The sequence below is a fragment of the Pseudonocardia sp. DSM 110487 genome, from assembly GCF_019468565.1.
Lineage (GTDB): Bacteria > Actinomycetota > Actinomycetes > Mycobacteriales > Pseudonocardiaceae > Pseudonocardia.
In genome coordinates, this window is sequence record NZ_CP080521.1 from 3,837,899 (window position 1) to 3,854,451 (window position 16,553).

The following is a 16,553-nucleotide window of genomic DNA, read 5'->3' on the forward strand; positions in this document are numbered from 1 at the left end:
GCCGGCCCTGGCGGGCCGGCGCTACTCGACCACCGGAAGAGGGCCGGCGCTACTCGACCCGCGGGTAGACGGACCCACCGGCATCCCAGCCTCCGCCCATGGCGACCTCGTTCACCACGAGGTCGGGCACCCGTTCGGCGAGCAGGGTCCACGGCCTGTCGAACCCGGCGAAGTCGCGGACGTACGGGGTGTGCAGCGCGAGCACCCCGGCGTTCACGGCGAACGCCCATGGCGGCGCCCACTTGCCCCCTCCCGCGGCGACCCCGCGGCGGACGTGCGCGAGAACGTGATCGAGCGCCGCGGCGGATTGGATGATGTCGTGCACGGCGCAGAACAGGGCATGATCGACCGTCGGCAGCTCGGCGTCCTCGATCGCGGATTCGACGAGCTCCACGTTGCGCCAACCGCGTGCCGACGCCCGCTCGGCGGCGAGCGCGAGCATCTCCGGTGAGGCGTCAACGCCCACGACCGCGCCAGCGGGACCGACCCGCTCCAGCAGGAACGGGAAGCACAGGCCCGTGCCGCAACCGACGTCGAGCACCACGTCACCCTGCTGCAGGGGCAGCCACTCGACGATGCGCCGCCGGTAGGTGTCGAACCCCCTCGTCCTCGAGTCGTAGAGCGGAGCCTCATTGCTGTACGCGGGCGCGACAGAACCGGTCCCGGGCATGGATCACCTCGGATACGAGATTGGGGACCGGCCCATGGTGGTCGGCGCCGCCCTTGAACGGAACCCCGTGGCGCGATTCCCGGCAGCAGGGTTTCGCCGGAAGATCACGCCGGGTAACAAGGATGAAATGCTCGGCGACATCCGGGCACCAGCCCAGGAGGTCGCCGTGGACCGGAGCAGCCCGACGGCCCTGCCCCCGGTTCGGACGCGCGTGCTGGACCTCCCGGGGCGCGGCCGCACGGTCGTCGAGGACGCCCCCGGTCCGCCCGGTGCCCCCACGCTCGTCCTCCTGCACGGGGTGACGCTCACGGCGGAGCTCAACTGGGGCGGGATCGTCGAACCGCTCCGCGCCGGCTACCGCGTCGTCATGTTCGACCTCCGCGGGCACGGGAAGGGCGTCCGCACCTCGGACTTCCGGCTGGAGGACTGCGCGGACGACGTCGCCGCCGTGGCCGCGGAGCTCGGCATCGAACGGCTGATCGCGGTGGGCTACTCGATGGGAGGGCTCGTCGCGCAGCTGCTGTGGCGTCGCCACCCCGGGCTCGTCTCGGGGCTCGTCCTCTGTTCGACCGCGCGCAACGTCTCCGGATCGCCCTGGGAACGGACCACAGCGCTCACCCTCCCGTTCCTGGTGGCCGGGGCGGCATGGATGCCTGCCCTGCACGTCCTGCGCGCCGACGTGATCGGCGCAGGGCTGCTCGACCACGGGATCGATCCGGCCGACCGGCGGTGGGCGCTGTCGCAGATGCGGCGGACCAGCCTGCTCGACGCCCTCGCGGCCGTGCGGTCGGTGGCGGTCTTCACGTCCCACGCCTGGATCGGCAGCGTCGACGTGCCGTCCGCGGTGGTCGTAACCCGGCACGACCGCGTGGTTCACCCACGCCGCCAGCACAAGCTCGCGCTGGCGCTGCCCGGCAGCACGGTGGTGGAGATCGACGGCGGCCACGACGTGTTCCTCGAGGCACCCGCCCGCCTCGCCGCCGCCGTCGAGGCGGCATGCGTCGCGGTGAGTGCGGGTGCGGGCGACCGGGCCGTCGGCGCGTGACCACTAGCTCTCCGCGCTGATCAACCCGAGGACCTCGGCCCGCCAGTCCGTGTAGGACTCGTCGGTGTCCGCGGCGGCGAGCGCCTCCCACCTCGGGTTGCGGCCGAGGGCGGTCAGCGCGATCTCCTTCGCCGACGAGGTCGGGCTCAGCACGTCGACCCGCAACCCGTCCGGGGCGTCTGCCCGTGCGGCGTGGCCGAGGACCCGTACCAGTGCCCTGCGGGCCGTGGCTTCGTCCTCCGTGGAGACCTCCGGCGGCAACGCGCCCGTGACGAACGTGATCCGCGCGTTCGGCACGAGGGACGGCAGCACGGCAGCGACCGCGGTGAACCTGGCGAGGATCCCTCCGGAGATGTAGTGGCGGACCCGCTCGACGGCGCTGTCCCCCTCCACCGTGAACTTCGCCGGCAGCTGGACGTACCCGTCGAACGCACGTGGGCCTGCGTCGGCGCAGACCTGGGGGAGCGCGGCGACATCGTCGACCTCGACGGCCTCCGCCCCCTCCGCGCGGAGCGCGGCGGCGAGATCTGCGGCCAGTTCGGCCTTTCCGGAGACCAGGAAGCGGGGCATGGGCGTCCTTTCGACGGAGCCGGTCGGCGCCGGTCAGGTCAGGATGTAGGTGCCCGGGCCGTCGCCCAGAACAGGGTGGGTCGTGCTGCCCATGGCCGGCGGGTTCTGCAGCGGGCCGGAGTGCTCGTCGGACCAGCGGGCCCAGTCGTCCCACCAGGAGCCGCTGCGGCGCTCGGCCCCGCTGCGCCACGCCGCGGCCGTCGGGGGTGCCTGCTCGCCCTCGGCCACCTGGTACCACGCCTTCGGCCCGGGCGGGTTGACGATGCCGGCGATGTGCCCGCCGCTGCTGAGCACGAACCGCACGGTGCCGCTGACCAGGCCGGTGGTCTTGTACGACGCCTCCCACGGCACGATGTGGTCGTTGATCGCGCTGACGACGTAGGTCGGGGACTTGATCGCGCTGAGGTCGATCACGCGCCCTCCCACCTGCAGCGTGCCCGCGGCCAGCTTGTTCTCGACATAGAAGTTGCGCAGGTAGAACGCGTGCATCGCGGCGGGCATGCGGGTGCTGTCGGCGTTCCAGGACAGGATGTCGAACGCCGGCGGGTCCTGGCCCATCAGCCAGTTGGACACCACGTAGTTGAAGATGAGGTCGTTGGCGCGCAGGACGTCGAACGTGCCGGCCATCGACCGGCCCTCGAGCACACCCGAGCGGCGCATCTTCCGCTCCAACCGGTCCACCGTGCGCCGGTCGGTGAACGTGCCCAGCGCGCCGGGCTCGCTGTAGTCGAGCATGGTGTTGAGCAGCGTCAGGGTGCCGATCCGGGACTCACCGGCCTGGCGCAGGTACGCGTCGGTGATCGCGGTGAGGGCGCCGCCGAGGCAGAGCCCTGCCATGTCGATGGTCTCGGCCCCGGTGATCTCCTGGATGACGTCGAGCGCGGTGTGCGGGCCGTGCACGAGGTAGTCGTCCATCGAGACGCCGGACATCTCTGCCGACGGGTTCCGGTAGCTGATCGCGAACACCGTGCGGCCGTGCTGCACCGCCCACTCGATGAAGCTGCGCCCGGGGGACAGGTCCATGACGTAGTACTTGTTGATCCAGGGCGGGCTGCACAGCAGCGGTGTGGCGCGCACCTGCTCCGTCTGCGGTTCGTACTGCAGCAGCTCCATCAGGTCGTTGCGGTAGACCACACGCGACGGCGTGATCGCGAGGTCGCGCCCGACCTGGAACGCCGCGGCGTCCACCTGGCGGGGGCGGCCCTCGTTGTTGACCAGGTCGTCGACGAAGTTGCGTAGGCCCTTGGCCAGGCTCGCCCCTGCCGTGTCGTAGGCCCGCTTCAGCGCCGCCGGGTTCGTCAGGAGGAAGTTCGTCGGCGCGAGGGCGTCGAGCAGCAGATCGGTGGCCATCGCGGCCTTGCGGGCGGTGTCGTCGTCCAGTCCTGCGGTGCCGACGACGTCACGGGCGAACCTGCAGGCCGCGAGGTAGGTCTGCCGCACGGTGAAGTAGGCGGGGCTGGCCGACCATGCGGGGTCGGCGAAGCGTCGGTCCTTCGCGTCGACCGGCAGCGGCGGCTCGGCCTCGGTTCCCAGCCAGCGGGTAGCGGCCACCAGCGGGATCCGCGTGAGATCCCCCATGAGCCGCAAGGCGGCGCCCGCCGGACCGACCGGGCGGGCAAGGCTCGCCGCCACGGCGCGGGTGAGCGCTTCGCCGAAGCCGGCGGCATCCAGGTCCTCGAAAAGATCCGATTCCGGACCCAGCACGCTCGCGGCGCGCTCGGCGACGTCCAGTGGCGACGTGGGCAGCTCCTCGGCCATACCCCATCGTCTCGTCAGATCCTCGGCGCCTGCTACTCCTCCCGCTGGCCGGAAACATCGACGGTGATCCGCCCGCTACCCCGCCCGGTGAACCGGCGGCCGGATCGCCGGGGGAGTGGGAGCCTCCCGGTGCGCCTGCTCGTGCGCCTCCTCGAAGGTGATGAGCCGGTGTCCGCGGTTCTTGGACAGCACCATCCCCCGCATCCAGGTGTAGAGCGTCCCCAGTCGATTGCCCCAGCCGATCAGGTACAGGACGTGAACCATGGCCCACATGACGTAGGCGAGCCACCCCGTGACCTTCATGCCGAACGCGTCGGCGACGGCGGAGTTGTAGCCGATGGTGGCCATGCTGCCCTTGTCGAGGTAGCGGAAGGGCGTGATCTTCTCGTCGCCCGCGAGCCGGGCCTTGATCACCTTCCCGACGTACTTGCCCTCCTGCATCGCAGGCTGCGCCACGCCGGGTAGCCCGTTCAGCGACACCATGTCGCCGATCGCGAACACCTCGGGGTGTCCGGGCAGCGTGCAGTCGGGGTTCACCGCGATCCGCCCGGCCCGATCGGTCTCCGCGCCTGCCCGCTCGGCGAGCATGCGGGCGAGCGGTGAGGCCTGCACGCCCGCCGCCCAGATGTGGGTGTGCGTGCGGATCATCTCCTCGACGCCGTCGGAGCCCCGCACCGTGACCGACTCGTCATCCATCGCGACAGCGAGCGTGCCGGTGCGGATCTCCACTCCCATCTTCTCCAGGCGGCGGTGCGTGTAGCGCTGCAGCTTCGGCGCGAACGGGGGCAGCACGGCGGGCGCACCCTCGAGCAGCAGGATCCGCGCCTCTGTCGTGTCCACCGACCGGTAGTCGCGGGGCAACACCATGTGGGCGAGCTCCGCGACCTGACCCGCGAGCTCGACGCCGGTGGGGCCCGCGCCGATCACCACGAACGTGAGCCACTCGGCCCGTTCCCGCGGGTCGGTGACGATCTCCGCCATCTCGAACGCGGAGAGGATGTGGTCGCGCAGGAGCCGCGCGTCCTCGATCGTCTTCATCCCGGGCGCGAACTCGGCCCAATCGTCGCGGCCGAAGTAGGAGTGCGTCGCGCCGGCCGCGACGACGAGCGTGTCGTAGGGCAGCTCGAGCATCCGCCCGTCAGGGCCCTCGGCCAGCACCACCCGCCGCTCCAGGTCGAGCTCGCGGACGCACGCGAGCAGCGCGCGGGCGTTGCGCTGCTTGGAGATCACGCTGCGCAGCGAGGGCGCGATCAGGCCGGGCGGCAGGATCCCGGCCGCGACCTGGTAGAGCAACGGCTGGAACAGGTGGTGGTTGGTCCGGTCGACCACCGTGACGTCCACGTCCGCGTGCTCGAGCGCGCGCACGGCGTTCAGCCCGCCGAAGCCGCCGCCGACGACCACCACCCGGTGCCGACCAGTGCGCGTCGTCACGGGGCCACCTCCCGTCTCCGGTGTGCGACCACCCGCGAGTCGTACCGAGCCATCGTCGTACCGCCCTGCCGGCGACGGGACGGCTTCCTGCCCGGCGGAAGGCCGGATCAGCTCTTGAGCTGCTCCCGCAGACTCGTGAAGAACACCTCCGACGTCTCCCGGACGAAGTTGGCGTGGGTGGTCGCGAGCGTCGCCGCCCAGTCCGCCCCGGTCCCCTTAGCCCCCTTCGCGGCCTGCTCCTCGAGGTCGAGCATGTTCTTGAGAACGCGCTCGTAGCCCTCGAGCCAGGCAAGGCCGTTCTTCTTGGCTTGATCGACGACCTGCTCGCTGAGCTCGCGAACACGCTTCGCGGCGGCCTCCATGTCGCGGGCGGCGTCCGATCCGGGCTCGCTCATGCCGGTACTCCTCTCATCCTTCTGTTCCGTGCCTCCGCGGTTGCGAAGGCGGTCTGTCACGGGGAGGCGACCAGAAGCCGCCGAGCGCGCGCTCCAGCTCGGACCAGGTCCTCGTCCACTCCTGCAGCGGGCGCAGGCTCGCCTCCAGAGCGCCGAGCTGCTCGTCGAACGTGGCGAGCTGCGCCTGCAGGGCCCGCACCTGCGTGCGACGGGCCGCGAGGTCGTCGAGGACGGCCTCGATCTGCCGGGCGGAAGCGGCGGCCGGTGAGCCGGACAGGTCCGGCAGCACCGGCGTGGGCATCGAACCGGCCGCGGCGGTCCAGCCACTCATCACGCGGTCGGCGGCCTCCCGCAGCGCCTTGGCGAGTTCCACGGCGTCCACGCGAACCTCCGATCGAGGGCCGGGGTGGGTGCATCAAGGGGCTACCCTGACCCTGGTCGCCTGCAACTGGCGGAGTTCCCGCTCTGCGGAACCGCTGTGCCCACCCCGACGAAGCTGATCACCAGCTAGGCGGCGCCCGTTCGCCGGAGCGGCGCCGATCCAGGGTGCTCCGGATGCGCGCGCTGGAAGAGCACGTAGAGGTAGATCAGCGCGGGCACGAGTACGACGCCGCCGACCACCAGGGCGACGAGCATCGCCACGAGCGTCGGTGTGCCGCGGGCCGCCTGGTCGATCGTGAGCGCGGGCGGAAGTACGTACGGGTACTGCGCCGCGGCCCAGCCGACGAGAACCGTGGCCACCGCGAGCGCCGAGGCGAGCCGTGCGAGGACGAAGCGGCGCACGGCGAGCAGCCCGATCGCGGCGACGCCAGCCAGCACCGACACGACGAGCACCGGCAGAGCCCTTCCGGTCAACCCGTCGAACAGCGCAGGCGCGTCGGCGCGCAGCACGAGCAGGCCGCCGAGCCCGACCGCCCCGGTCACGGCCGCCGCGACGAGCGCGCGGGCGCGGAACTGGTCGGCGAGGTCGGGCGCCCCTTCCCGGCGAGCGTCGCCGCAGAGGAACACTGCCGCCAGGTACGCGCAGACCAGCACCGCCATGGCGCCACCGAGCGTCGACGTCGGGTTGAGCCACGACGTGACCACGTCACCGGCCGCGATGCCCGGCGGCACCCGCCCGGATGCGACGCCGCCGACGACCGCGCCCAGGAAGAACGGCGTGACCAGCGACGACAGCGCGAACGCGGCACCGAAGAAGCGGCGCATGGGAAGGGTCGTGACGCTCTTGCGGAACGCGAACGCCGCGCCCCTGGCGATCATCCCGAAGGCGGCGAGCGTCAGCGGGATGTACAACGTGGTGACGACGGCGGCGAACGCGCCGGAGAACGCCGTCCACAGCACGACGAGCACGAAGATCAGCCAGACGTGGTTGGCCTCCCACACCGGTCCGAGGGAGTGCTCGATGAGCTCGCGCTGGCGCCGCCCGCGTCGGGTGCCGCCCGCCAGGAGGTCCCAGATGCCGGCGCCGAAGTCGGCTCCGCCGAAGAGGCCGTAGGCGATCAGCCCGACGAACATGACGCCGAGCAACACCTCGGGCAGCACCGAGTCCGGGGTCATCCGACCCGGGCCTCGACGTCCTGCGGTGCGGGCGTGTCGTGTCTCCCGGCGAGCCGGCGCAGGACGATCACCGTGAACACCGTGAGCACGGCGTAGATCGCCACGACGGCGAACAGGCCGAGGTAAAGGCCGGGGGCCGGGCTCACCGCGTCGGCGGTCCGCATGATCCCGTAGACGATCCAGGGCTGCCTGCCCACTTCGGTGGTGATCCAGCCCGCCTGCATCGCGACGACGGCGGCGACCCCCGAGACCGCCACCGCGCGCAGGAACCAGGCAGTTGCGGGGATGCGTCTGCGCCGCCACCACACCAGGCCGAACCACGCGGCGAGCGCCAGCAGCGCCGAGCCGATGCCGACCATCGCGTTGTAGGCGAGGTGCACGACGTTCACCGGCGGCCGCTGGTCCGGCGGGACCTCCTCAAGCCCCGGCACCACCCCGTTCGGATCATGGTGGATGAGCAGCGAGAGCCCGTACGGGATCTCCAGCGCGTAGTGCAGCTCGTCGTCGACATAGATCCCACCGAGGGAGAGCCCGGCGCCCGCCTTCGTCTCGTACAGCGCCTCCATCGCGGCGAGCTTGGCCGGCTGGTTGGCCGCCACGGTGTTCGCGATCCAGTCGCCGACACCGATCTGCACGGGCGTGGCGATCGCGGCCACCGTCAGCGGGATGAGCAGGCCGAAGCGGTGGTAGCGGTCGCGCCGCCCGCGCAGCATCCCGACCGCGTACACGGACGCCACCAGGAACCCGGTGACCATGAACGCGGCCAGCCACATGTGCACGAACTGCGGCCACGTGGACGGCCCGAACATCGCGGCCCACGGCCGGGCGTCGACGACGTTCCCGGCGGCGTCGAGCCGGAAGCCGGTCGGGTTGTTCATCCAGGCGTTCGCGGAGATGACGAAGAACGCGCCCGCGATCCCGGAGACGATCATCGGGACGGCGCTGAGCATGTGGGCCCGCGGCGACATCCGATCCCAGCCGAAGAGGTAGATGCCGACGAAGATCGCCTCGATGAAGAAGGCGAAGCCCTCCAACACGAAGGGGAAGCCGAACACCTCGCCGAAGCGGTCCATCAGCCCGGGCCAGAGGATGCCCATCTCGAACGACAGCAGGGTTCCCGACACCGCTCCCGCCGCGAACAGCACGCCCATCGCCTTCGCCCAGGTGTGCGCGAGCTCGGTGAGCGTGGGGTTGCCGCGCCGGTAACCGCGCCACTCCGCGAACACGACGATCGCCGGGAAGGCGATGCCGAAGCAGGCGAAGACGATGTGCCAGCCGAGGGACAGCGCCATCTGCAGGCGTGCCGGGAAGAGGTTCTCCGCCGCGCCTGCCAGCACGAGTTCCACGGCGTCCACGCGAACCTCCCATCGAGGGCCCGGGGTGCGTGCAGGTTGGGATCTACCCTGATCCCGGTCGATCCTAACTGGCGGAGTTCCCGCTCGATGGAACCACCGCCATCCCTTGCCCATCCCACGGGATGGTGCCAGGCTGGTGGCGTGGCCGAGGTGGACCGGAGCGAGAAGATCACCATCAACGTGGGGCTCGTCGACCTCGGGCAGATCGATCTCCTCGTCGAAGAGGGCTTCTACGCCAACCGCACGGACTTCATCCGCACGGCTATCCGGCGCCAGCTCGAGAGCCGATCGGATGCCGTGGCCGACACGGTCGCGCGCAGGACCCTGACCCTCGGGACGCGGCATCTCAGGCGCAGCGAGCTCGAGCAGCTCCGTGACACCGGTCGCATGATCGAGCTCCGCGTCCTGGGGCTCGCTACCGTGGCCGATGACGTCGATCCCGAGCTCGCGCTGGCAACGATCGCGTCGGTCGAGGTCCTCGGGGCGTTCCGCGCCCCGCGTGCCGTCAGGGCCGCGCTCGCCGCGCGCATCGTCTGACCCCACGCGAGAGGACCGTCATGGACCCCGACAAGAGCGCTGGCATGGCTTCGGCGCTGCGGCTCACCCGTGAAGGACGCCTGAAGGAAGCGGTCGACGTCATCCAGCGCACCCTCGGCGGGCCCGTCCCGCCGCCGACCGGGGCCGCGCAGCCTGGGACCGGGCCGCCGCCGACCGCCGCTCCCGAACCGCCCTGGCTGGCGACCCGCCTGCGCCGGCGTCTCTCCCGGGATCGCCCCGGAGCCGGGACGCAGCGCCTGACTCACACCGAGGCGGCCGGTACCCGCACCTTCGACCTCTACGTCCCGAGCCGCCCGGTCCGCGGGCCCCTGCCGCTCGTGGTCATGCTGCACGGCGGCTCGCAGGACGCCGCGGACTTCGCCGCAGGCACCCGGATGAACGACCTCGCCGAGCGGCACGGACTGCTCGTGGCCTACCCCGAGCAGTCGAAGGCCGCCAACAACGGCGGCTTCTGGAACTGGTTCTCCCCTCGGGACCAGAGCGCCGGATCCGGTGAGCCGTCCATCCTCGCCGGGCTCACCCGGAGGGTCGTCGCCGAGCACGGCGCCGACCCGGATCGGGTCTATGTGGCGGGTCTCTCGGCGGGCGGCGCCATGGCCGCGGTGATGGCCGCCACCTACCCGGACCTGTACGCCGCGGTCGGGGTCCACTCGGGCGTTGCCTACCGAGCCGCCCGCGACGTGGGCTCTGCGCTCGTCGCCATGCGCACGGGTGGCACGCCCGGCCCGGGTGGCGACGTGCCGCTGATCGTCTTCCACGGCGACGCCGACACCCGCGTGGCCCCGATCAACGCGCAGCGCCTCGTCGCGGCCCGGGTCGCCGCGGCGGGCACGACGTGCAGCACATCGGAGAGTGCCCGCCCTTCCGAAGCCGGCCGCCGGCCTTACACACGCACCGTTGTCCGTGACGCGAACGGCACGGTCGTCGCCGAGTCCTGGCTCGTCCACGGCTCGGGGCACGCCTGGTCTGGCGGCGCGCCCGACGGCTCCCACACCGACCCGGACGGCCCCGACGCCTCGGCGGAGATGGTCCGGTTCTTCCTCGACCACTCGAGGGACGGAACTGGATCCTGATTCTCGGGACTTACTGCGCCTTGATCAGTTCCTCCACGTAGCCCGGAAGACGGGTCTCGAAATCTATGATTTTGGCCCAGGTTGGCGTGATGCGGATGAGTGCCATCTGCTTGTAGAGGCCACGTGCTCCGGCTTCCCATTCCGGCATGCGCTCATTGCCAACAAATCGCCGTGCGGACTCGATGAATTCGTCAGGTACGCCATCGACGGTCTCGAGTGTCGCCTCGCCCCGTACCAGGAGGATGTTCGGCGGAAAGTCTTCAGTGTCGATCGTCAACGCCACCTTCGGGTTGACGGAGAGGGCTTTCACCTTCGGGGCGTTAGGAGGGGAAGCCATGACGAAGACGTCGCCGTTCCAGATGTAGCCGATAGGGACGACCCGTGGTGAGCCGTCCTTCGCCGTGTAGGCAAGGCGAGCGTGAATTGGCGCTTGGATCAGTGTTCGTGCCACCCGATCATTCATGAGCTCACGGGCCTCTGTCTGGTTCATATGAATCCCCTTGCGTTCCTTGCGACGATGTATCGCGTCGACAATTTCAGTGATAACCCTGAGAATTTCCGCGTCGGCGGCGCTGGATCGTCTCGGCGATGCGCTTGCCCGTCGGCGTACCCTCGGCGAGCAGGGTGCGGACCAGCGCCAGGCCGATCCCCTTGCTGCCACCGGTGACGATTGCCGTCTTCCCGGTCAATTTGCAGATCCACTATTTCTCTCCTTTCAAGGGCCGCAACGAGAGTTGTGGAGGGCTGAGGCAACGGATCTCCGAATGGCGCCGGAGGTCAGGCGTTCCGGGGTATGCGTTCGGGGGGCATGCCGGGGCCGATCGTCGCCTGGATCTCGGCCGGGTCGTCGACGCGACCGCAGTGGGGGCACGCCGTCTGATGGCTGATCCCAGCGCCGCACACCGAGTGGGTGTAGAGGATCGGTGGCTCCCCGTCGGTCGCCCACCGGTCGCCCCACGCGGAGAGGGCGACGAGTGCGGGCGCGAGGGCGCGCCCCTTGTCGGTCAGCAGGTACTCGTACAGCGCAGGCTGCTCGGAGTACCTGTGGCGGCGCATGATCCCGGTCTCGACGAAGCCGTCGAGGCGAGTCTTGAGGATGTTGGTCGCGATGCCGAGGCTGCGCTGGAAGTCGCTGTAGCGGGTGGCCCCCGCGAACAGGGCGTCGCGCACGATCAGCAGACTCCAGCGTTCGCCGATCACCTCCAGGGAGCGGGCGATCGAACACACCTGTGAGTCGTAGGACTTCCCCAGCATGCTCCCAGCCTACCGGCGGGACTTGCGTCATGAAAGCGGCTTCCCTAGGTTCACTTGCATGACGCAAGCTGACGGGACCCGGCCAAGGCGCTGGAGCGCGAGCACGCCGCCATCGCCGGCTCCGCCGGTACGCAGACCTGCTGCTGCGACGGCTCGCCCGCCGAGGCGAGCCCGGCGAGGACGACCACACCCCCGCCGGTCCTCGATCGCCCGCTCCCACGAAGGACAGCTACCCGCATGAGAACCGGAACGGTGCAGATTCGCGACTTCGAGGTAGAGATCACCGGCGCGCAGATCGCCGATCTGCGCGACCGCCTGGCCCGTACCCGCTGGCCGGAGCCGGAGACAGTGGACGACTGGACGCAGGGCATCCCACTGAGCTACACGCGTGAGCTGTGCGAGTACTGGGCGAACGAGTACGACATGCAGCGGTTGGCCGCTCGGCTGAACGCGTTCCCGCAGTTCCACGCCACAATCGGCGGTCTAGGTATCCACTTCCTGCATGTTCGCTCCCCGCACGAGAAAGCTCGTCCGCTGATCATGACACACGGCTGGCCGGGCTCGGTCGTGGAATTCCTCGACGTGATCGGCCCCCTTACCGACCCCGAGGCGCACGGCGGCTCAGCGGCCGACGCGTTCCATGTGGTGATCCCCGCGCTGCCCGGATTCGGATTCAGCGACAAGCCGTCCCGGACCGGTACCGGGATCGAGCGGATCGCCAGCACCTGGCACGAGTTGATGGGCCACCTCGGATACCCGCGTTACTACGCGCAAGGCGGTGACTGGGGCTCGGCGGTGACCACCGCAATGGCCGTACGAGCCCCCAATGGCCTGCTGGGGGTGCACCTGAACGTCGCGCTGGTCTCACCGGAGGCGCTCCATCAGCTTGGCGAGCCGACCGAGCAGGAGCAGGAGATGCTCGCCAGGGCGCAGCGATTCTGGGCCGAGGAGAACGGCTACTCCGCCGAGCAGGCCACCCGTCCGCAGACGATCGGGTACCCGCTCGCCGACTCCCCGGTCGGCCAGCTTGCTTGGGTCGTGGAGAAGTTCTACGCCTGGACCGACTGCGACGGTCACCCGGAGAAGGCCGTGTCGCGGGACAACCTGCTGGACAACGTCATGATGTACTGGCTGACGAACAGCGCCGCCTCATCAGCCCGGATGTACTGGGAGAACGCCCAGTACCTCAACGCTGAGCCTGCACGACCGGTGCGGATCCCAACCGCCTACACGCAGTTCCCCGAGGAGATCTTCGCGTTCAGCGAGCGTTGGCTGAGGACGCGGTTCAGCGACCTGCGCTACTACCACGCCGCCGCGCGTGGCGGGCACTTCGCGGCCTTCGAACAGCCCGAGATCTTCGCCCGTGAGGTTCGCACCGGCATCGCGTCACTGGTGGCGTGAAGTGAATCGATTGCGGTAGGCCGCTCACCACTCCGACCATGCAGGTCCGACAAAGCGCGAGGGTGAGTACCGCAGTTCGCATACCGACAAGGAGAACTGAAATGACCACATCCAAGCCCCGCAGCATCCTTCTCGGCACGACCCAGCCTGCGGAACTGCGTGACTGGTACCGCAGGGCGATTGCACCGGGACATGAGGGGGACGGGCCCATCGATCTCGGCGGGTTCCTGCTGGTCATCGAGAAGCGTGCCGACGTAGCCGCGAAGAACAACGAGCCAGGCCGAATGATCCTCAACTTCCACGTCGACGACTTCGACGCCGTCGAGGCGCAGCTTCGGGCGGCAGGCGTGCAGTGGCTGGTTCCTGTCGCGGATCGCCCCTCCGGCCGCTTCGGGACATTCGCCGATCCGGATGGGAACTACCTCCAGATCATCCAGTTCAAGAAGGACGCCTGAGCGTGCCTATGTGACCGCGGTGTCGGCGTGATCACTGTGGGCTGACCAGCACCACCACCCGCACCGCCGCCACCTCGTCCGTCCCCACGGTCGCAGGCCGATCCCGGCGTCCGGGTTCGCGACCCTCACGGTGGCTGGGATCGCAAGGTGGCTTTGCCCCGGGTCAACCGGAGCAAAGTCACCTTGCTGTGGGTGCTGGACCGGGGCATGGACACTCCCGGACCGCGCGGGGTGCGCCGCAACGCCCTGCCGTCGAGGCTCATGCCGATCGACGTTGAGCCGCCATCGACGGCGGGATGCTGGCCGCGTTGCCGAACTGGCCCGGTCGCCGGCGGATCCTCACGGGACCGGCAGCGGCGTCGCGGCCCCGCCGATGTACGGGAGCACGTCCACCGCGCCGTCGTCGCGTATGTCGCCGGGATAAGTGCTGCGCAGCATGCAGAGTGCGAGGCCGTCTTGGAGCGTGCACGGGGCTGCGGGAGCGACCGAACCGGGCCGCGGCCCGGGCCTGGCAGCGATCTCGAGCCGCTCGACGTCCGGTGCGACTGTCATCAGCACGACGATCAACACGTCGGGACCGTCGGTGCTGTACTTGCGGTCGGCGGTGACGATGCGCGTATCGGTGACCGGTGCGTCCGCGAGGGTGTTCCCGCCGGAGACCGGTCCCCCCGGGCCGTCGTAGCAGTACGTGGCCCAGCTCCCGGCGACGCGACCGACGAGAGCACGCGGAGTGTGCTCCCGCGCCTCCTGGCGCAGGACCATCTCCTGTTGCTGAGGCGGTGCGTACTTCGTCGCGGGCAGTGCGGCGCGCACGCAGTCCTCCAACGGCTGGCCCGGCGTCGGCTCACCCGTCCCCAACCGGTCCCTCACCTCGATCGGGGGAGAGCCGGGATCGGGGATCGGTCCGTCGTACGAGCCGTGGACGACGAGGCGCCGGCTCGACCAGTCCACTTCGTCCGGACCCGAGCGGATGGACAGGATCTGATACGGCTCCGTCGACGTCCGCTCCTGCCCATCGTCGCGGTCCGCCTCGACCGGCAGCCGCTGCGGGTTGAACAGGACGAGCTGCCACGAGCTGAGGCCGGCCACTTGGACCCCACCCGCCGGTCGTCCGCCCACGGTCGTGAGTCGGAGTCCGTACGCGTCGGTGTCGCAGACGAACGAGCCGTTGATGGCCAGAGTCACGCCACCCCAGAAGCCGTGCCAGTCTCGCTTCACGACGTCGGTCACCCGCCACTCCGCCGTCGGCGGGTACTCGGTCCGGTGCTCGGATGCGTTGACCGCCGCGGCGCAGCGGTTGATCGCCTCGTCGAGGTCGTCGTCGCCGATGCGGGCGGGCGGTCCGGAGACCGGCTGGTCGGCGGGACCGTGGTCGTGCGTGTCCGTGCCCGAGCTGGTGATGGCGACCGCCGAGCTGACCGCCAGCGTCAGCACCACGGCCGCCGCGGCGACCAGTGGGGCGAGGCGTCGGCGAGGGGCGGCGGTCCCGTCCAGGACGGTGCGCAGCACGCGCTCGCGCACCTCGGCCGGCAACGGTGGGGCGGGCGGGAGCTGCAGCTCGTTCATCGGACCTCCTCGGGCAGGACGCTGCGCAGGGTCGTGCGGGCGCGGTGGATGCGGGAACGCAGCGTCGGCTCGGATACCCCCAGGACCCGAGCCGCCTCCACGTAAGGGACTTCTGCGACCAGGCACAGCGCGACGGCCTCGCGCTGCTTCGCCGGGAGCGCGTCGATGGCGGCGAGGACGCGGTGCACGCGTCGGCGGTCGTCCAGCGATGCCACGACCGCATCGGAGTGGTCGACGGCGTGCGGCTCGGGGCCGACCCGCCGGAAGAGCCGGTACCCGCGGTGCATGCGCCGCCTCTCCGTGCGTGCCTCGTTGCCTGCGACCGCCAGCAGCCACGGCCGCAGCGAGTTGCCGACGAATTGCACCTCACCGCGGCGTCGCCAGGTGGTCAGGAACGTCGCAGCGAGAACGTCCTCGGCCGCCGTCGGGGAGCTGGTCAACCGGTGGGCGTGACGCCACACCGCGTCGGCGTGCCGGTGGTACAGCTCGGTGAACGCCTCCCGGTCATCGGCTTGGGCCGCTGCCCACAGTGCGTCCTCCCCACCGGCGTCCTCCTCGCCCGGAGGCGCGGCTGCGCGCGATGCACCCTCACTGGTCGTCATGACCGGATATGGCCGGCGCCGACCTGCGCGTTGCGCTGGTCGCTCCAGAGTCTTGAAGAAACGTCGGGAGCGTCCGTCGGCGCGGTCGCGGCTCGGGCGCTGAAGAAGGCCGTCCTGGAGCTGGGCGGATCCGACCCGTTCGTGGTCCTGACGATGCCGATGTGGCCCTGGCCGCGCGGATGGCGGTGCAATCGCGCTTCCTCAACAGCGGCCAGAGCTGCCTTGCCGCGAAGCGGTTCATCGTCGCCGACGCCGCCGCCGGGCTGCGGGTCGGCGACCCGCACGACCCCGCCACCGAGGTCGGTCCGCTCGCGCGGGTGGAGCAGGCCGAGGCCCTGCAGCGCCGGGTCGACGAGGCCGTGGCCGCCGCCGCCACCGTGCTCACCGGGCGCAAGCAGACCGCAGGCGACAGCGCCTTCTTCGCGCCCACCGTGCTGATCGGCGTCACGCCGGACATGGTCGTCTTCCGCGAGGAGACCTTTGGGCCGGTCGCCGCCGTCGTCCGCGCAGCCGACGACGACGAGGCCGCCCGGCTGGCGGACGACAGCCGCCACGGCCTCGGCGCCAGCGTCTGGTCCGCGGACGCCGAGCGGGCACTGGCCGTGGGGCGGCGGATCACGTCCGGTGCGCTGTTTCGTAATCGACCTCAACAAGCACCGGGCGACGACGTCCTGCTGACCGCGTTGCACGGGTGACGGGTCGCGTCCCTCCGACTCGCCGGTGCAACGCACAGGCACCCGCGGTGGGGATGGCGAGCTAACACTGAGCGCGATCGCAGCGAAACAGACGGTTAGCGTGAGTGCTAGCCGCCCCACAAGCGCTGCCTCGCGCCAGCGGTCCGACCTCCACAGAGCGCTGCTGTC

General features: G+C 70.6%; 19 protein-coding genes. 6 read left to right on the top strand and 13 right to left on the bottom strand.

Annotated elements, in window-relative coordinates; translation table 11 throughout:
• Window positions 1-49 precede the first annotated feature (49 nt).
• Complete coding sequence (locus K1T35_RS17865) at window positions 50-670, bottom strand: class I SAM-dependent methyltransferase (protein ID WP_220261257.1); 621 nt, start codon at window positions 668-670, stop codon at window positions 50-52.
• 166 nt (window positions 671-836) lie between these two features.
• Between K1T35_RS17865 and K1T35_RS17870 the strand changes: the two genes are divergently transcribed.
• Window positions 837-1,715, top strand: a complete 879-nt coding sequence (locus K1T35_RS17870; RefSeq protein WP_220261258.1) for an alpha/beta fold hydrolase — start codon at window positions 837-839, stop codon at window positions 1,713-1,715.
• 3 nt (window positions 1,716-1,718) lie between these two features.
• Here the strand turns inward: K1T35_RS17870 and K1T35_RS17875 are convergent, their stop codons facing one another.
• The 7 genes from K1T35_RS17875 to K1T35_RS17905 all read right to left on the bottom strand — a co-directional run bounded on the left by K1T35_RS17875 (window position 1,719) and on the right by K1T35_RS17905 (window position 8,781).
• Window positions 1,719-2,285, bottom strand: coding sequence for a hypothetical protein (locus K1T35_RS17875; RefSeq protein ID WP_220261259.1), 567 nt, complete (start codon window positions 2,283-2,285; stop codon window positions 1,719-1,721).
• 33 nt (window positions 2,286-2,318) lie between these two features.
• The gene (locus K1T35_RS17880; protein WP_220261260.1) at window positions 2,319-4,043 is read right to left on the bottom strand and encodes an alpha/beta hydrolase; all 1,725 of its coding nucleotides are present in this window, start codon (window positions 4,041-4,043) and stop codon (window positions 2,319-2,321) included.
• 75 nt (window positions 4,044-4,118) lie between these two features.
• Window positions 4,119-5,474: an NAD(P)/FAD-dependent oxidoreductase gene (locus K1T35_RS17885; protein WP_220261261.1), complete on the bottom strand. Its 1,356-nt coding sequence runs from the start codon at window positions 5,472-5,474 to the stop codon at window positions 4,119-4,121.
• A gap of 107 nt (window positions 5,475-5,581) precedes the next feature.
• A complete protein-coding gene (locus K1T35_RS17890) occupies window positions 5,582-5,869 on the bottom strand; it encodes a hypothetical protein (RefSeq protein WP_220261262.1) in 288 nt (95 codons plus the stop codon).
• 13 nt (window positions 5,870-5,882) lie between these two features.
• A complete protein-coding gene (locus K1T35_RS17895; RefSeq protein WP_220261263.1) occupies window positions 5,883-6,251 on the bottom strand; it encodes a hypothetical protein in 369 nt (122 codons plus the stop codon).
• A 125-nt stretch (window positions 6,252-6,376) separates the two neighbouring features.
• Window positions 6,377-7,426, bottom strand: coding sequence for a cytochrome d ubiquinol oxidase subunit II (locus tag K1T35_RS17900; RefSeq protein WP_220261264.1), 1,050 nt, complete (start codon window positions 7,424-7,426; stop codon window positions 6,377-6,379).
• Window positions 7,423-8,781, bottom strand: a complete 1,359-nt coding sequence (locus tag K1T35_RS17905; protein WP_255622110.1) for a cytochrome ubiquinol oxidase subunit I — start codon at window positions 8,779-8,781, stop codon at window positions 7,423-7,425. Before K1T35_RS17905 ends, K1T35_RS17900 begins: the two co-directional genes overlap by 4 nt.
• 141 nt (window positions 8,782-8,922) lie before the next feature.
• On the opposite strand from K1T35_RS17905, the gene K1T35_RS17910 reads away from it, so the two are divergent.
• Together K1T35_RS17910 and K1T35_RS17915 are read left to right on the top strand one after the other, a co-directional pair.
• Window positions 8,923-9,318, top strand: a complete 396-nt coding sequence (locus K1T35_RS17910; protein WP_255622112.1) for a CopG family transcriptional regulator — start codon at window positions 8,923-8,925, stop codon at window positions 9,316-9,318.
• A 20-nt stretch (window positions 9,319-9,338) separates the two neighbouring features.
• Complete coding sequence (locus tag K1T35_RS17915) at window positions 9,339-10,412, top strand: PHB depolymerase family esterase (RefSeq protein WP_220261267.1); 1,074 nt, start codon at window positions 9,339-9,341, stop codon at window positions 10,410-10,412.
• A gap of 10 nt (window positions 10,413-10,422) precedes the next feature.
• On the opposite strand, the gene K1T35_RS17920 is transcribed toward K1T35_RS17915, so the two are convergent.
• The 3 genes from K1T35_RS17920 to K1T35_RS17930 form a co-directional block, all read right to left on the bottom strand.
• Entirely contained in the window at window positions 10,423-10,902 is a 480-nt protein-coding gene (locus K1T35_RS17920; RefSeq protein WP_220261268.1) for a pyridoxamine 5'-phosphate oxidase family protein, read from the bottom strand.
• 46 nt (window positions 10,903-10,948) lie between these two features.
• Window positions 10,949-11,101 carry a hypothetical protein gene (locus K1T35_RS48920; RefSeq protein ID WP_255622115.1) on the bottom strand — a complete coding sequence of 51 codons (153 nt, stop codon included), beginning with the start codon at window positions 11,099-11,101 and terminating at the stop codon, window positions 10,949-10,951.
• Window positions 11,102-11,189: 88 nt separating this feature from the next.
• Entirely contained in the window at window positions 11,190-11,666 is a 477-nt protein-coding gene (locus K1T35_RS17930) for a helix-turn-helix domain-containing protein (RefSeq protein WP_220261269.1), read from the bottom strand.
• A gap of 252 nt (window positions 11,667-11,918) precedes the next feature.
• On the opposite strand from K1T35_RS17930, the gene K1T35_RS17935 reads away from it, so the two are divergent.
• Window positions 11,919-13,067, top strand: coding sequence for an epoxide hydrolase family protein (locus K1T35_RS17935; RefSeq protein ID WP_370645511.1), 1,149 nt, complete (start codon window positions 11,919-11,921; stop codon window positions 13,065-13,067).
• A gap of 101 nt (window positions 13,068-13,168) precedes the next feature.
• The gene (locus K1T35_RS17940; RefSeq protein WP_220261271.1) at window positions 13,169-13,522 is read left to right on the top strand and encodes a VOC family protein; all 354 of its coding nucleotides are present in this window, start codon (window positions 13,169-13,171) and stop codon (window positions 13,520-13,522) included.
• Window positions 13,523-13,861: 339 nt separating this feature from the next.
• On the opposite strand, the gene K1T35_RS17945 is transcribed toward K1T35_RS17940, so the two are convergent.
• Together K1T35_RS17945 and K1T35_RS17950 are read right to left on the bottom strand one after the other, a co-directional pair.
• A complete protein-coding gene (locus K1T35_RS17945) occupies window positions 13,862-15,088 on the bottom strand; it encodes a hypothetical protein (protein WP_220261272.1) in 1,227 nt (408 codons plus the stop codon).
• On the bottom strand, window positions 15,085-15,690 hold the full coding sequence (locus tag K1T35_RS17950; RefSeq protein WP_220261273.1) for an RNA polymerase sigma factor: 606 nt from the start codon (window positions 15,688-15,690) through the stop codon (window positions 15,085-15,087). The genes K1T35_RS17945 and K1T35_RS17950 overlap by 4 nt, the downstream gene beginning before the upstream one ends.
• Window positions 15,691-15,851: 161 nt before the next feature.
• Here K1T35_RS17950 and K1T35_RS17955 point away from each other — a divergent pair, with 161 nt between their 5' ends.
• Window positions 15,852-16,385 (top strand): aldehyde dehydrogenase family protein, encoded by a 534-nt coding sequence (locus tag K1T35_RS17955; RefSeq protein WP_220261274.1) that lies wholly within the window; start codon window positions 15,852-15,854, stop codon window positions 16,383-16,385.
• Window positions 16,386-16,553: the final 168 nt, after the last annotated feature.

Coding starts and splice junctions, on each gene's coding strand:
- K1T35_RS17865 (WP_220261257.1), bottom strand. CDS start 670: ATGCCCGGGACCGGTTCTGTCGCGCCCGCGTACAGCAATGAGGCTCCG.
- K1T35_RS17875 (WP_220261259.1), bottom strand. CDS start 2,285: ATGCCCCGCTTCCTGGTCTCCGGAAAGGCCGAACTGGCCGCAGATCTC.
- K1T35_RS17880 (WP_220261260.1), bottom strand. CDS start 4,043: ATGGCCGAGGAGCTGCCCACGTCGCCACTGGACGTCGCCGAGCGCGCC.
- K1T35_RS17890 (WP_220261262.1), bottom strand. CDS start 5,869: ATGAGCGAGCCCGGATCGGACGCCGCCCGCGACATGGAGGCCGCCGCG.
- K1T35_RS17900 (WP_220261264.1), bottom strand. CDS start 7,426: ATGACCCCGGACTCGGTGCTGCCCGAGGTGTTGCTCGGCGTCATGTTC.
- K1T35_RS17915 (WP_220261267.1), top strand. CDS start 9,339: ATGGACCCCGACAAGAGCGCTGGCATGGCTTCGGCGCTGCGGCTCACC.
- K1T35_RS17920 (WP_220261268.1), bottom strand. CDS start 10,902: ATGAACCAGACAGAGGCCCGTGAGCTCATGAATGATCGGGTGGCACGA.
- K1T35_RS17930 (WP_220261269.1), bottom strand. CDS start 11,666: ATGCTGGGGAAGTCCTACGACTCACAGGTGTGTTCGATCGCCCGCTCC.
- K1T35_RS17940 (WP_220261271.1), top strand. CDS start 13,169: ATGACCACATCCAAGCCCCGCAGCATCCTTCTCGGCACGACCCAGCCT.
- K1T35_RS17945 (WP_220261272.1), bottom strand. CDS start 15,088: ATGAACGAGCTGCAGCTCCCGCCCGCCCCACCGTTGCCGGCCGAGGTG.
- K1T35_RS17950 (WP_220261273.1), bottom strand. CDS start 15,690: ATGACGACCAGTGAGGGTGCATCGCGCGCAGCCGCGCCTCCGGGCGAG.